Raw genomic sequence first — 13,209 nt, 5'->3', positions numbered from 1 at the left:
CTGTCAATACGCCAAAACATTCTTAGCCATACCCGCTCAGAAGTATTCTATGCTGTTTTTTCTTCCTTATTCTGTTTTTCTTCCTCCAACTCCCGGAGGACTTCTTCGCCGTACTTATCAATCATCCGTACCAGAAAATCAATGCACCGCTCAAATTCAATATTCTGTTGCATAAGCTCCTCCCGTCATTGTTTTGATCTGAGCTTATTTTACAGAACCTGCCGGAAAACCACATTGAATAGAAATTGATTGTAAATTGACACAATCAATTTAAAAATATCCGCATTTTCTTGAATCGAATATATGTTCGCGTTATGATAGATATACTTAATCTTAACTACGAAAGGGGAATTTCTATTGAATCGATGCGATTTTTCTTCTATTAGCACTTGCTTAAAAAATCATATCAGCGAAAGTAATCAAATGAGTCAGCCTGATTTTTTATACGAATTATTTGAAGATTTTATGGATGATCCGGCAAATCAGGATTTTTCTATGGATAATGGTCTGGTTTGTCGTTGGCTGACCGGTCAAGCAAAGATCAGTCCCAAAATATCTGCCTACTATTCCAAACCCAGTAATCAGAAAAAACTGGCAGAAACCATTCACCAGAATCTGCTTCCATTGATGTCTGACTGCAATATGGCTATGCAGGATATATACACATTATTTATACAAGATGACACCATCTCCGATGCCAAAAAGAAAAATCTGGCTTCTCTGTACAAACCAGCCAGCTCACGTCTGCTTTTTCTTGCAAAGCTGATTTCTTTTGGCATGGAGCGACAATTTATCAAACGTGATACTAAAAATCAAAAATTAATTGCCGGAGGTGCCCTGTCACCCATTGTGCTGGATTATATTATGGACAGTGAGGTTCCGAAACCATGCCGTCATTTTATCGGAAGAGATAAAGAACTGGAAGAATTATATACCATGCTTGAAGAAAACCGCCATGTTTTTCTTTGCGGAATTGCCGGTATTGGAAAAAGCGAACTTGCCAAAGCCTACGCAAAACATTACAAAGATCATTACACTAACATTCTATATGTAGAATATACCGGCAATCTTCATCAGGATATTACTGACATGGATTTTATTGACGATCTGCCGGAAAGCACTGAACAGGAACGGTTTCAAAGACATAACCGTTTTCTGCGTTCCCTGAAATCTGATACTCTGTTGATCATAGATAATTTTAATGTCACTGCTACACAAGACAGCTTTCTGTCAGTAGTATTAAAATATCGCTGCCAGATTTTGTTTACAACCAGAAGCAGACTGGATGAATACTGTACTCTGCCATTAAAAGAAATATCAGATATGAACGCTCTCTTCCAACTGGCATCAGTATTTTATTCAGAGGCAGACACGTACCGGGCAACAGTTGAAAAAATCATCGAAACTGTTCACTCTCATACTTTTGCCGTGGAACTGGCAGCAAAACTTCTGGAAAATGGAATCTCGACTCCAGACCAGTTATTAACAAGACTTCAGGCGGAAAAAGCATCTTTCCATAACGAAGATAAAATTAAAATAATCAAAGATGGACAAAGCAGCAAAGCCACCTATTACAATCATATCCATACGCTGTTTTCTCTATACACTTTATCTCTTAAACAGCAGGATATCATGTGTAATCTATGCTTTCTTCCTTCCACCGGTATTTCTGCCCGTATATTTGCCAAATGGCTGGAACTGCCCACACTAAATGAAATCAACGATTTAATTGAGACTGGTTTCGTTCAGACAACAACACGTCGCACACTCTCTCTGCATCCGATGATTCAGGAAATCACTCTTTCAGAGACAAAACCATCTGTAAGTAGTTGCCACACATTGCTGGATTCTTTACAGCACATATGTTTAATGCATGGAATGGAAGTAGATTATTATAAAAAGCTATTTCAAACAATAGGAAATATCTTAGATCTGATTGAAAAAGATGATATGCCAAAGTATCTGCTTTTTTTGGAAAATGCATTTCCATACATGGATAACTATAACTATCACAAAGGTATGAAGGAAATCATTCAGGAACTGAAGGTACTGTTAAAGACAAAAAGCATTGGCACCGACTCTGACCGGGCGTTATTACTGGATTTTCAGGCAGCCCTTGAAACCCAACCTGAAAAAGCAATAAAACTGGAAAAAAATGCACTTGCCCAGATAGAAAATATCACTGCTGACAATGCTCGCCTCGTTTCTAACCTTCATGCCAATCTTGGAGGACTTTACCGCATGAACGGTTATCCCGATCTTGCAAGAGAACACATGGGAAAAAGTATCTCACTGCTTGACCAATTTAACCTGCTTCATATAAATGACAGCATACCTCAGATTGCCAATTATGCAATGCTCCTAACAGAACAGCAGGAACCCGAAAGAAGAATCTCCGAATTGCAAAAATTATCCGGCATCATCAAGGAATACCATTCCGATAAATGTCTGGATTATGCCAAAGTACAGGAAAACCTTGCAACCATTTATCTGATGACCGCCAATCTTTCACAAGCCAAAACACATTTTAAAAAAGCTTTCAAAATATATGAAAAGATCTGGGCTGATGAGCCTGAAATGATTGAAGCAAAATATCGGGAGATTCAGGAGTTATATCCACAGATTGGATTTTCCATTGGAAAAACTCTATCTGGTCTTTTAACATAATACGTGCAATTTAAGGCGGGCAACTTGCCCGCCTTAAATCTTTAAATTATGCTTTGATTTTTCCAGAAAATATTTTACTTACTTTGTTTTTCATGAGTATGAATACAATTTTTACTTATTTCCGTATCTGCGAAAACTCTTATAAATAAAAGGCAGTAAGGCTATTGCCATCACGGTATACATTACCATTACAAGCGGAATTTGTCGAAATACACAATTCCCAATCTGATAAATAAGTGGGACTTTTACACTTGCCTGTACATTTGTCAAAATTGTTGGTATCAAATTGAAAAGCGTTGTATACCCAGAAAGTGCCCGTCCTATAAATGGCAATAAGCAATATAAAAAGAACGGAATGCAAACAGCGACACTAATTGTATGCATTTTAGCCGCTACTAACATAGACACTGAAGCCGCCAGCATACTGGCTATAAATCCACATACAACTGTCAACAAATAGTATTGTCCATATGACATAATGTAAATACTATATGCCTGATACATTTGATAGGGTGTATTCATACCACTGGTTCCCATAATTCCAAAGCAAATCACACTAAGTAATATAATTCCCATACAATAAATCATAACTGTCGTAACTATTCCTGCCAGTATTTTTGTTTTAACAGCTTTTGTACGTCCATACTTTGTAGAGAAAAATACTGCATCTGCTTTTGTCTGAAAATCATCTGCAAATATTCCAGCACAAATAAAACCAACTATGATTGCCAGAATAATAGAATACGTTTCTACATACATAATCATAGTATCCCATGAACTATAAGATTCGTATTCTACTGGTAATTTTATTTCATTATATTTCTTTTCCAAGTATTTTTTCTGAACAGCAGTCTTTCCATATTCTTCTGCCATCTTTTTCATATTTTTATGATAAGTGTTATAGAACTCTTGTATATTTTCTTCTGTAATTTGATTCAGAACACTTTCATCATATTCTGCATCCGGTGTTAATACCGATATTATAAAACCCCTAATATCATCTATCGGTTGTAATGTCGTTCCGTAAATCGCATTTTCTTCTGAGGATTGTGTCACCGCATTTTTATTTTGTTCTATAACTTTTCCAAGTTCATCTTCTGTCAATGTACCTTTCCATGCTCGTCTGTTATCTGTAAGTTTTCTTGTTGCCATAATTCCAGTACTAGCATTTCCATTCTCATCCACATAGCGATTACTTGTAACTGCAAATCCGCTAAAAATGACAGCAAGTATCAATGCCAATCCGATTGCAAATACATTAATTTTCTTTGAAAAAATTCGTTTTAATTCTAATTTAAGCATCTTATTTTTCCTCCGATTTTTCTCCAAAATAAAATAGAAATGCATCTTCCAGATTTTTTTCTACAGCCACAGCATCTTCTGTTGGCTTTTCTATTGAAATAATTCTAAGCTCTGCTCCGGTTTTTGTTGTTTTTATATTTCCAACCAAATATTCATTCATATATTTGTCTATCATACTTCTCGAAACATTACATTGCCATACCTTTTCTTTCATAGAAGATACTAAATCTTCCGCAGTACCTGCATAAAAAAGTTCTCCATCTTTCATTAACATAATGTTATTCGCAATGTACTCAATATCCGATACAATATGTGTAGACAAGAGCACCAAACGTTCTTCCGACAATTCACTAATTAAATTACGAAAACGTATTCTTTCATTCGGGTCTAATCCAGCGGTAGGTTCGTCCAGGACAAGAATTTGCGGATCGTTTAACATCGCCTGTGCTATTCCTACACGTCTAACCATTCCTCCAGACAAATTCTTCATTTTTCTTTTACTGAATTTTTCCATTCCTACTTGATTTAATAATTGCTTCACTTTTTTTCTGGCAAACGGCATTTTTAACCCTTTTATAGAAGAAATGTACATCATATAATCATATACGGTCAAATCTGGATAATATCCAAAATCCTGTGGTAAATATCCCAGAACTTCTCGGTATTCACCTCCTAGTTTCCATATATCTTTACCATTCCATAATATTTGTCCTTCTGATGGTTGAACAATCGTACAAAGCATACGCATTAATGTGGTCTTTCCTGCTCCATTTACTCCAAGCAGTCCATAAATTCCTTTTTCCATAACACAATTCACTTTATTAACAGCATTTACTTCTCCGTATTGTTTTGTTACATTTTTAAATTCTAATTTCATACGTGTAATCCTCCAAAATTTTTTCATCAAATACTAATGACTTCTGAACACAAAAAACAAAATATACAAAAGTCAATATCAGCATAGCCACCCATACCGGAGTTACAATTTTCTGATAAATAACATCATTTGCAACAATCATCATCCATAAACCAACCCATACCAGACAAGAAAGCACTGCTATATATTCTGCTTTTTCCCATCTGCTGTACAATACACGAAAACATATACAACATGAAACATTTACCGGAAGCAAAAAATTAACCACCAAATCACTTAACGAGAGTATTGTTGTTTGATATGTAATTGCCAAAAACACCATAACGATCACCAGATCCACTACTCCAAACATTAACATTCTTGCTGTACAAATCTGACGCAGTGTGTAATAAGACGCCTGCTCAATCTCAATCGCACCATTTCTTCTGTTTTTCCAAATTTCCGGGATAATCAGAACCACAAATATTGTGGCAGATATTCCCATAATCCTCATCATATCTTTTATGTCTGACGTATAATTACTCAACCATATCCATAGACACATAAGAACACAACCTTGTAAAATCCACCATCTTTTTTTTATGAATTTTGTCTGCTCATACAAAAATTCAAAATAAGATGTTCTATGCGATTGTTTCGATAAAACCGACTCTGACAAAATATTCTGACATGCTTTTACTGTTTTGTTCTCTGCTTCAGCCCTTACATACTTTTCTTCAATCTCCTCTTTATATTCCTTTATTTGTTGCTTATAATTCTTCATCTTTTTTCACCTCCAACTCTTTCATTAAAAGTTCTTTTGCTCTTCCGATTCGATATTTTACAAGAGAAAGTTTGATATGAAGTAATTCTGCAATTTCTCTTTGCTTCAATTCCTGAAAAAAATATAAAACTGCCGTTTCTCTAATTTCTTCCGGTAACTTTCTCACTGCCTGTTCAATAGTTAATCGGACTCCTAGCTCTTCTACATGATTTTTACTACAGTCCTCTGATTTTAGCAGTTCCTCTGATGGAATATCTTTTTTCTTTTTGTAATAATTTTTAACGGTATTTCCGGCAATTGTATAAAGATAATTCTTAACTTTTCCATATTCTTTATATCTATATAAATTGGAAAAGAAACGTGTAAACACTTCTTGTGTCAAATCCTCTGCCTCATATGGATCATTGATATGTAGCAAACAATATTGATATATACTTGAGTAATATTTTTTGACCAGTTTTTCACACGCATCTTCATCTCCTGCTCTTGCTAGATGTACTAACAAAGAATCAGTTTTGTATTCCATTCGCAAATTTGCCTCCCTCTGTTTTCTAAATAATATAACAATCCTACTATAAAAAAAGTTAGGATTCTTTTGTTTATATTTATATTTTTCTAAAAAGGCGCATGGATTCATCAAATCCATACGCCTAATTTACATATTGTTATTATTCTTTCCGAATCCTTTCAACAATGCTTTCCCGACTCATCTTTTCAAGCTGATACTTTGGTATCACATACGCAATCCCAACCAAAATTGGAATCATAAGCACACATGGCACGATTGTAAGATGCAGCCGGAAGAAAAATGCCGTACCGAGCGTATTTACTAAAATCTGCTTTGCTCCAAATACAATTAGCAATACTGCAATCACAAATGCGCCTCCCAAATATAGGAATCCCTCAGTCACTAGCATTTTCGATACCTGTTTTTTCGTCATTCCCACAACTTCCAAAAGTGCCAGTTCTTTTTTTCTGCTGATTACAGAGGTTGCTGTTGTATTAAAGAAATTCATAATGCCAATAAAAGCTAAAATAACAACAAGAAAACTACCGATCATATAATATTTACTGACATACCGCTGAAAGCTCTCTTTCATGTCCAATACAGAAAACACGTTGATCATATCATTTTCTTTCAAAATATTTTTATCAATGTATTCTTTTATCTGCTTGTCCTCGCCCTTCTTTGCATCAATGGCAGCATACATGGCTGATTCATTTCCTGTCTGGGTGATATACTCCTCTTCGGGAACCAATACCGTGATATAGATACAGTCCGCATACGGATAATCCAATGCATATGGCATCAGTGCTTCTCCGATGACTTCGTAATCTTTTTGGTTTCCATTTTTGTAATCCATCTGAAAAATACCCCCAGTCTGATAATAAGAAACCGGACGCTCTGCATATTTATTACCATAATCTACAAGCACATAATTTCCGCTTTTAAATGTATCCCAAGAGCATTTTTCCCCTCTCCATTCTAATTTGTCAAACACCGACTCGCTGATTCCGAGAAAATGAACACTTACTGTATTGGAAGCCTTTGCCTCTTCCCAAACCTGTTTTTCATAATCGTTCCAGTTTTTTTCATATTTATCTGCGAATGCTTCCCATGTTTTCAGAAGTTCCGGCTCCATCTTGTGGGTTTCCTCAGAATAATACACATATCCTGTCTTAGCACTATCAGGACATTCGTCCAGAATCTCTTTGATTTCAGGTGTAATACCGTTGAAATTCGTATTTAACAAACTTCCCGTCATCTGATCCAGTTGAAAATCGGAAGCTAAAAGCACTTTTCGGTAAGAATCAAAATCATATCCCTGCACCAGCATCACGATACAGTTGACAACCACCATAGAAAGAGCGATAGAAAGCATAACAATCAATCCCTTTTTCCAATTTCGTAACACATTTTGAACTGCCATTCCCCACCAGGTTACAGAAGTATTCTTTTTTATTTTCCTATGTGACTGCTCTCCCTCTGCCAAACGCAGAGCTTCCACAGGAGATACCCTTTCCACCATTTTACAAGCCTGCAGACTAGAGAGATACACCGTTAAAAGTGTCAAAAGCGCTGCTGCAAGAAAAATCAAAGGATTTGCTGATACTACTGTCTGAGCAGTCTGTCCTGCCTGTGCACTAATTTCAGCATCTGCTGTCAAGGACGGAGCCATACAAAGACCTGCAAGATAACCACAAAGCAATCCGATTGGAATACCAATAGCTGATAATCTCCACGCCTGCATACGTACAATTTTTTTCAACTGCTTTCCCGTTGTTCCCACGTTCTTTAACAATCCGTAAGCCCGGATATCAGTTTTCACAGAAATGTTAAAGATATTATAAATAATCAGGTATCCAGCTAATATAACAAATAGAATCATTATAATTAAGGAAGAAAATGAAAATGAATCCTCTTCAAAGAGATTATATGCCGGATTGACTTCCATTCCTGTCCCAGCTCTCGTAAATCCCGCTGCTTTAGATATCTTTTCCGTTTTCTTTTCCAGATTCCAAAGGTTCTTGTACCAGAGAAAATACTCTTTTCCTCCATTGTAGATACCATTTTCTAATTCTTCCTGCGTAACGGGATAACGATTCTCCTTTGCATAGGCTTCGGATACCCAGACCATCTGACCTAAAACAGCTTTGTCTCCTTGCCAGAATCCACATATCTGAAACGTATCTGTCTTATATTGTTTCAGCATGGGATTTACTTCCCAGGTCAGCGTTACTTCTTCCCCGATCTTTGGTGTAACTCCCAGAGATTCCAATACCATGCTGCTAAGTGCTACTTCATTTTCTTTCTCCGGCAGTCTTCCTGTGGTTGGCAGACAATTAAAACTTTCTGCCGTATTTTCATCTGCATATCGGACCTCTACGGAAAAACCAAACCTTTCGTCCATTCCAGCTCCCAGAAAAATACCGGAACCATATCGCTTAACATCTTCACTCTGTTCGATTGTTTGCTGCAATCGCTTTGCATCTTCTTCTGACAGATTCTGTGCACTGGCATGGGCAGAATCCATAAACTGCTTAATTTCCGTTGCTCTTTTGGAAAGAATCATAGATACACTTCCCACAAAGAGACTTGTGAATAAAAGGGAAGTCAGAATGATTGCAATAACGGCAATAACATTCCTGGCGCGATTCATTTTCATAAAACGACTCGTTAATAATCGTAACGTCTCTTTATTCTCTACTTTTACCATAAAATCGCCCCCTGCTATACCACACCACTGTCTGAAACAATTTTTCCGTCTTCTATCTGTAAAATCCGGTCTGCCATCTGGGCAATCTCTTCATTATGGGTAATCATAACGATGGTTTGGTGAAAACGCTTACTGGTTACTTTCAGAAGCCCTAATACATCCTGACTTGTCTTCGAATCCAAATTTCCAGTCGGTTCGTCAGCGAGCAAAATGGCAGGTTTTGCAGCTAAAGCCCTCGCAATTGCCACTCTCTGCTGCTGTCCGCCGGATAGAGCACTTGGCAGATTTTCCAATTTTGTTCGAATACCAAGTGTATCAATGATTTCATCTACATATTTCTTTTCAATCTTTTTTCCATCCAGCTTCACGGGAAGAATAATATTCTCCCATACATTCAACATCGGAACCAGATTATACTGTTGAAATACGAAACCAATATTCCTGCGTCGGAAAATGGTAAGCTCTTCATCTGTCATATGGCTTAAGTTCTGTCCATCCACAATTACCTGCCCAGATGTTGGATTATCTAATCCTCCAATGATATGAAGCATCGTAGACTTTCCGCTCCCGGAAGTTCCAACAATCGCTACAAACTCCCCCTTTTCCACTTCTAAATTTACACCATCAAGGGCTTTGACTTCTGTTTCTCCTTGTCCATATATTTTTTGTAAATCTACCGTTTTTAATATATTCATGTCTTCCTCCCTGTCTTATATTTTAAAAAAGCCTGTATTGCTCTTTACAATACAGACTTTATCACAACAATGTCTCTATCCGGTTTCTGAAATATCACAGTTTTGATACTATTCCTTTTTTGATATCGGGAGAAACACAGAAAAGATAGAGCCCTTTCCTCTCTCTGATGTCACTTTTATATACCCTTTTTGTGCCTGAATAATCTCTCTTGCAAGGAATAAGCCAATTCCTACTCCTGGCTGGTCTGCCACTGACAGACTCCGATAAAACCTTCCAAATATCTTTGGTATTTCTTCTTTTTCTATTCCAATGCCATCATCAATAATATCAATCTTTACAAAGAAAGAATTCTGCTCAGCTTTTACCTGAACATTTCCCCCACATGCTGTGTATTTAATCGCATTATCTACAATATTTCCGAGTGCCTCCACAGTCCATTTTGGATCACATAGAACATGCAAATCCGTGTCACATAGGCTCAGAGTAATATTCTTCTCCCTTGCTTTCACGCTAAACTGCTGCTGTATGGATTCAAGCATCTGTGTAATAGTAGTATCCTCCGAATGTACTGCGATAATTCCACTCTCCATCCGTGATAATTTGACCAATGATTGTATCAGGAAATCTAATTTCTCTGTCTGCTCCAAAATGGTATCTATCTCCTCCTGATTTTCATGATTTGTTTCAGAGAGTATTTCACCATAAATTTTCAAATTTGAAATAGGAGTCAACGTCTGATGCGCAATGTCGGAAATAAGTTTCTGTATCACTTCTTTTTGTTCCTGTTGGTTCTTTCTTGCCAGAAAGCTACTGTCTAAATGTTGTTTCATGCTGTTTTCAAGAGCAGAGTACTTTTCTTCTGATATTTCTGTCCGTTCCAGTTCTCCATCTATAGCACAATCCAGCATTTGCTGCAGCCGGTTCAAAAGCTTTTTTTCTTTCTGATAAAAAATGCTATGCCAGAAGATTCCACTTAAAACAAATATTCCTACAATCAATATAATTATTTCTATCATCCATTCACCGCCCAGGTATAACCAATTCCATAAACCGTTTTGATATATTTAGGCTTCTGCGTATCATCTTCTAATTTGTCTCTGAGACGTTTAACTGCAACAGTCAGAGCATGAGCATCCACAAACTCTGTATCTCCTTGCCATACCTCGTCAATCAGGTATTCTCGCTTCACTACTTTTCCTCTGTTTTCGCACAGCACTTTCAAGAGTTTTTGTTCTGTCTTACTCAGTTCAATAAGTTCTCCATTTTTGAAAAATTCCATTTTATCGAAATAGAACTCGAATCCATCAAACTCCATAGAATTCTTAACTACTGCATCTTTATTTCTAAGCTGCACAGACACTCTTGCACGCAAAACCATCAAACTAAACGGTTTCGTAATATAATCATTTGCCCCAGCGTCCAATCCTGTTACGATATCTACTTCCATGTTATTTACTGTAAGCAGGATAATCGGCACCTGACTGTTTTTCCTTATTTCTCTTACAAAATCAATCCCATTCCCATCCGGCAAGTTCACATCTAATAAAACCAATGTGATATCTTCCTTTTTCAAGATTTCTCTAGCCTCCTGCAAAGTCTGGCACTGATAAAAGAAATAGGAATCATTCTTCAATGCGAGACGTATTCCATCATTTAATTTTTTGTCATCTTCAACAATCAGTAAGTTTTCACTCATATTTTCTCTGCTTTCTTTCAAATTACGCTAATTGTATCATTGCCAGTTTTATAAATCAAATTATTAAATCAAAATCTCCGGCAGAAATTATCTTATAAACAGAAAAAAGCTCCCGAAGGGGCTTTCCACGTTTTAAATGTACACTAATTCTCTTAACACAACCTCTTCTGCATCATTCCATATTTCCCATGAAGAATGTTGTAAATTAGTACTATCCACAACAATAACAGGTAATTTAATTATTCGTATTTTTTCCCGATAATGTAAATCGAAACTACCATACCGCCTAATATCATAATTAGGAAAATTTTATTCAAAATATCCCATAAAGCTATATTGAAACAATTGATTATTATAATACCTGCAAGAGGATATAAAACAACTGTTGCAAGTATCCATATTTTTAAAGTTGTGCAGATATATATCCAATTTCCATTGTTAAAAGATAAACCAACTAGATGTATTCTAAAAATTCCTTGTGAAACATAATTTATCTTGTTGGCATCATAATATGTTGGTAATATGTCTTTTGCAAAGAAACAAAACCATGCACCAAATAAAAGCATTCCCCCGGTAACTAGCAATATATCCCTTTTCATCTCAGCTAACGAACTTCCAGATACAACTAACATAATAATTTCTGTAATAGATATAAAAAAGCATAACAAATATGCTAATATCCAGTTTTTTCTATGCTGGTGAATAGAATTCCTAACAGCCATATCGAGAGAGCCTACTACCAATTCCTCGATTTCTTTTTTATCAATATTTTTCTGTGTATCTATTTTTTCTCCACGTAACAATTCTGTAACGGTAACATCTAATATATCAGCTATTGGTATGAGTAATACGACATTGGGCATACTAAGACCACGTTCCCATTTGCTAACTGTTTTATCTGATACATATAATTTTTCAGCCAAATCCTTTTGAGTTAAATTCTTTTCCTTTCTTAATTCGGTTACAAATAAACCGAATTTTTCATTACTAATCTGATACATATATCCACCTCCTGCACACATATTATAATGAGAGTGTACATAAATCAATCGACCAGCAGTAGAATTGCAGAATATTAGCACATAATTCATCAAATAATCTCCCCATCATGAGCTCGACCGTGCTATCCGCTGTGGAAATAATACCGGTGCTTCTGTCTACAATGATAGAGGCATTCTCTTCTTGTAAAATACAAAAATTGTCAAATTTTAATAGTTTCTGCATTTCAGTGCATAAACTTAATTTTTTTCATGAGTTTATGCTTACTCTTTCCATGTTGATTTCAATTGCGATATTTATGTTACTGGTTCGAATGCTTATATGCTCTCCTCTGAATATGCTACCTATTTATCAGGCAGATGCGTAGAAATAAAGATGCTTCCATTGTCCTTCTCTGAATTTTTAACATTCCATGATTTTGAAATAAGAGAAACCAAAAGTGCGTTAGGTGGCACACGCAAGCAAGCATTTGATAAAACCGGCGAACACTATGAACTCCAAGCGCTCACACTGTTCAGGCCTATGTGAATGCGCTACTGGAAGCATACTTCTTCTATGACATCAAGAGATTTGATATTAAAGGAAAGGAATTCTTACGTACTCTTGGAAAGTATTACATCGTTGATATCGGACTTAGAAACTATCTGCTTGGATTCAGGGATCGTGATAGCGGACATGCAATAGAAAATGTTGTTTACTTTGAACTGCTACGTAGAGACTATGATGTCTCTATTGGTAAAGTGGATAATTCCGAAGTGGATTTTATCGCAACAAAAGTAGATGACAAACTTTATGTTCAGGTCACAGAGTCCATGTATATCAATACACCGGTACCGGTGGCGAGGAAAAAACTATCAAACATCCGCTGTATCGACTGATTCACGATGAACCAAATCCGGAAATGCTAACATCTAATCCACAGCCTAAACCCTACCGCAATTTTGAGACTGTGAGAAAAAGTCTGTAAATAAGATTCTTCTATGATATGCAA

General features: G+C 36.3%; 13 protein-coding genes. 3 read left to right on the top strand and 10 right to left on the bottom strand.

Annotated elements, in window-relative coordinates:
* Positions 1-47 precede the first annotated feature (47 nt).
* A complete protein-coding gene (locus DXD02_RS15955) occupies positions 48-173 on the bottom strand; it encodes a hypothetical protein (protein WP_015540934.1) in 126 nt (41 codons plus the stop codon).
* Between the two features lie 250 nt (positions 174-423).
* Here DXD02_RS15955 and DXD02_RS10140 point away from each other — a divergent pair, with 250 nt between their 5' ends.
* Positions 424-2,667, top strand: a complete 2,244-nt coding sequence (locus DXD02_RS10140; protein ID WP_118666810.1) for a tetratricopeptide repeat protein — start codon at positions 424-426, stop codon at positions 2,665-2,667.
* A gap of 111 nt (positions 2,668-2,778) precedes the next feature.
* Here the strand turns inward: DXD02_RS10140 and DXD02_RS10135 are convergent, their stop codons facing one another.
* The 9 genes from DXD02_RS10135 to DXD02_RS10095 all read right to left on the bottom strand — a co-directional run bounded on the left by DXD02_RS10135 (position 2,779) and on the right by DXD02_RS10095 (position 12,220).
* A complete protein-coding gene (locus DXD02_RS10135; protein WP_055265598.1) occupies positions 2,779-3,969 on the bottom strand; it encodes an ABC transporter permease in 1,191 nt (396 codons plus the stop codon).
* Between the two features lies 1 nt (position 3,970).
* Positions 3,971-4,846 carry an ABC transporter ATP-binding protein gene (locus tag DXD02_RS10130; RefSeq protein WP_118666809.1) on the bottom strand — a complete coding sequence of 292 codons (876 nt, stop codon included), beginning with the start codon at positions 4,844-4,846 and terminating at the stop codon, positions 3,971-3,973.
* Entirely contained in the window at positions 4,830-5,609 is a 780-nt protein-coding gene (locus tag DXD02_RS10125) for a hypothetical protein (RefSeq protein ID WP_118666808.1), read from the bottom strand. The genes DXD02_RS10130 and DXD02_RS10125 overlap by 17 nt, the downstream gene beginning before the upstream one ends.
* A complete protein-coding gene (locus tag DXD02_RS10120) occupies positions 5,596-6,135 on the bottom strand; it encodes an RNA polymerase sigma factor (protein ID WP_005348545.1) in 540 nt (179 codons plus the stop codon). Before DXD02_RS10120 ends, DXD02_RS10125 begins: the two co-directional genes overlap by 14 nt.
* Before the next feature lie 142 nt (positions 6,136-6,277).
* Positions 6,278-8,827: an ABC transporter permease gene (locus DXD02_RS10115; protein ID WP_118666807.1), complete on the bottom strand. Its 2,550-nt coding sequence runs from the start codon at positions 8,825-8,827 to the stop codon at positions 6,278-6,280.
* Positions 8,828-8,841: 14 nt separating this feature from the next.
* On the bottom strand, positions 8,842-9,522 hold the full coding sequence (locus DXD02_RS10110; protein ID WP_055265588.1) for an ABC transporter ATP-binding protein: 681 nt from the start codon (positions 9,520-9,522) through the stop codon (positions 8,842-8,844).
* 108 nt (positions 9,523-9,630) lie between these two features.
* Complete coding sequence (locus DXD02_RS10105; RefSeq protein WP_118666806.1) at positions 9,631-10,539, bottom strand: sensor histidine kinase; 909 nt, start codon at positions 10,537-10,539, stop codon at positions 9,631-9,633.
* Positions 10,536-11,219, bottom strand: a complete 684-nt coding sequence (locus DXD02_RS10100; protein ID WP_055265584.1) for a response regulator transcription factor — start codon at positions 11,217-11,219, stop codon at positions 10,536-10,538. Before DXD02_RS10100 ends, DXD02_RS10105 begins: the two co-directional genes overlap by 4 nt.
* A gap of 239 nt (positions 11,220-11,458) precedes the next feature.
* Positions 11,459-12,220: a helix-turn-helix domain-containing protein gene (locus DXD02_RS10095; RefSeq protein ID WP_118666805.1), complete on the bottom strand. Its 762-nt coding sequence runs from the start codon at positions 12,218-12,220 to the stop codon at positions 11,459-11,461.
* A 319-nt stretch (positions 12,221-12,539) separates the two neighbouring features.
* On the opposite strand from DXD02_RS10095, the gene DXD02_RS16415 reads away from it, so the two are divergent.
* Together DXD02_RS16415 and DXD02_RS16410 are read left to right on the top strand one after the other, a co-directional pair.
* Positions 12,540-12,746 (top strand): hypothetical protein, encoded by a 207-nt coding sequence (locus tag DXD02_RS16415; protein WP_416388056.1) that lies wholly within the window; start codon positions 12,540-12,542, stop codon positions 12,744-12,746.
* The gene (locus DXD02_RS16410) at positions 12,743-13,096 is read left to right on the top strand and encodes a DUF4143 domain-containing protein (RefSeq protein ID WP_055265580.1); all 354 of its coding nucleotides are present in this window, start codon (positions 12,743-12,745) and stop codon (positions 13,094-13,096) included. The genes DXD02_RS16415 and DXD02_RS16410 overlap by 4 nt, the downstream gene beginning before the upstream one ends.
* Positions 13,097-13,209 lie beyond the last annotated feature (113 nt).

The sequence above is a fragment of the Blautia sp. TF10-30 genome (assembly GCF_003481245.1).
In the GTDB taxonomy this organism is placed as follows: domain Bacteria; phylum Bacillota; class Clostridia; order Lachnospirales; family Lachnospiraceae; genus Fusicatenibacter; species Fusicatenibacter saccharivorans.
The sequence above is the reverse complement of the archived record's forward strand: the minus strand, read 5'-3'. Positions and strand labels throughout refer to the sequence as shown.

Bases quoted from the DNA above. Each gene is read 5' to 3' on its own strand.
- DXD02_RS10110 (WP_055265588.1), bottom strand. From the start codon at position 9,522: ATGAATATATTAAAAACGGTAGATTTACAAAAAATATATGGACAAGGA.
- DXD02_RS10105 (WP_118666806.1), bottom strand. From the start codon at position 10,539: ATGATAGAAATAATTATATTGATTGTAGGAATATTTGTTTTAAGTGGA.
- DXD02_RS10115 (WP_118666807.1), bottom strand. From the start codon at position 8,827: ATGGTAAAAGTAGAGAATAAAGAGACGTTACGATTATTAACGAGTCGT.
- DXD02_RS15955 (WP_015540934.1), bottom strand. From the start codon at position 173: ATGCAACAGAATATTGAATTTGAGCGGTGCATTGATTTTCTGGTACGG.
- DXD02_RS10100 (WP_055265584.1), bottom strand. From the start codon at position 11,219: ATGAGTGAAAACTTACTGATTGTTGAAGATGACAAAAAATTAAATGAT.
- DXD02_RS10125 (WP_118666808.1), bottom strand. From the start codon at position 5,609: ATGAAGAATTATAAGCAACAAATAAAGGAATATAAAGAGGAGATTGAA.
- DXD02_RS10120 (WP_005348545.1), bottom strand. From the start codon at position 6,135: ATGGAATACAAAACTGATTCTTTGTTAGTACATCTAGCAAGAGCAGGA.
- DXD02_RS10130 (WP_118666809.1), bottom strand. From the start codon at position 4,846: ATGAAATTAGAATTTAAAAATGTAACAAAACAATACGGAGAAGTAAAT.
- DXD02_RS10135 (WP_055265598.1), bottom strand. From the start codon at position 3,969: ATGCTTAAATTAGAATTAAAACGAATTTTTTCAAAGAAAATTAATGTA.
- DXD02_RS10095 (WP_118666805.1), bottom strand. From the start codon at position 12,220: ATGTATCAGATTAGTAATGAAAAATTCGGTTTATTTGTAACCGAATTA.
- DXD02_RS10140 (WP_118666810.1), top strand. From the start codon at position 424: ATGAGTCAGCCTGATTTTTTATACGAATTATTTGAAGATTTTATGGAT.
- DXD02_RS16415 (WP_416388056.1), top strand. From the start codon at position 12,540: ATGCTCTCCTCTGAATATGCTACCTATTTATCAGGCAGATGCGTAGAA.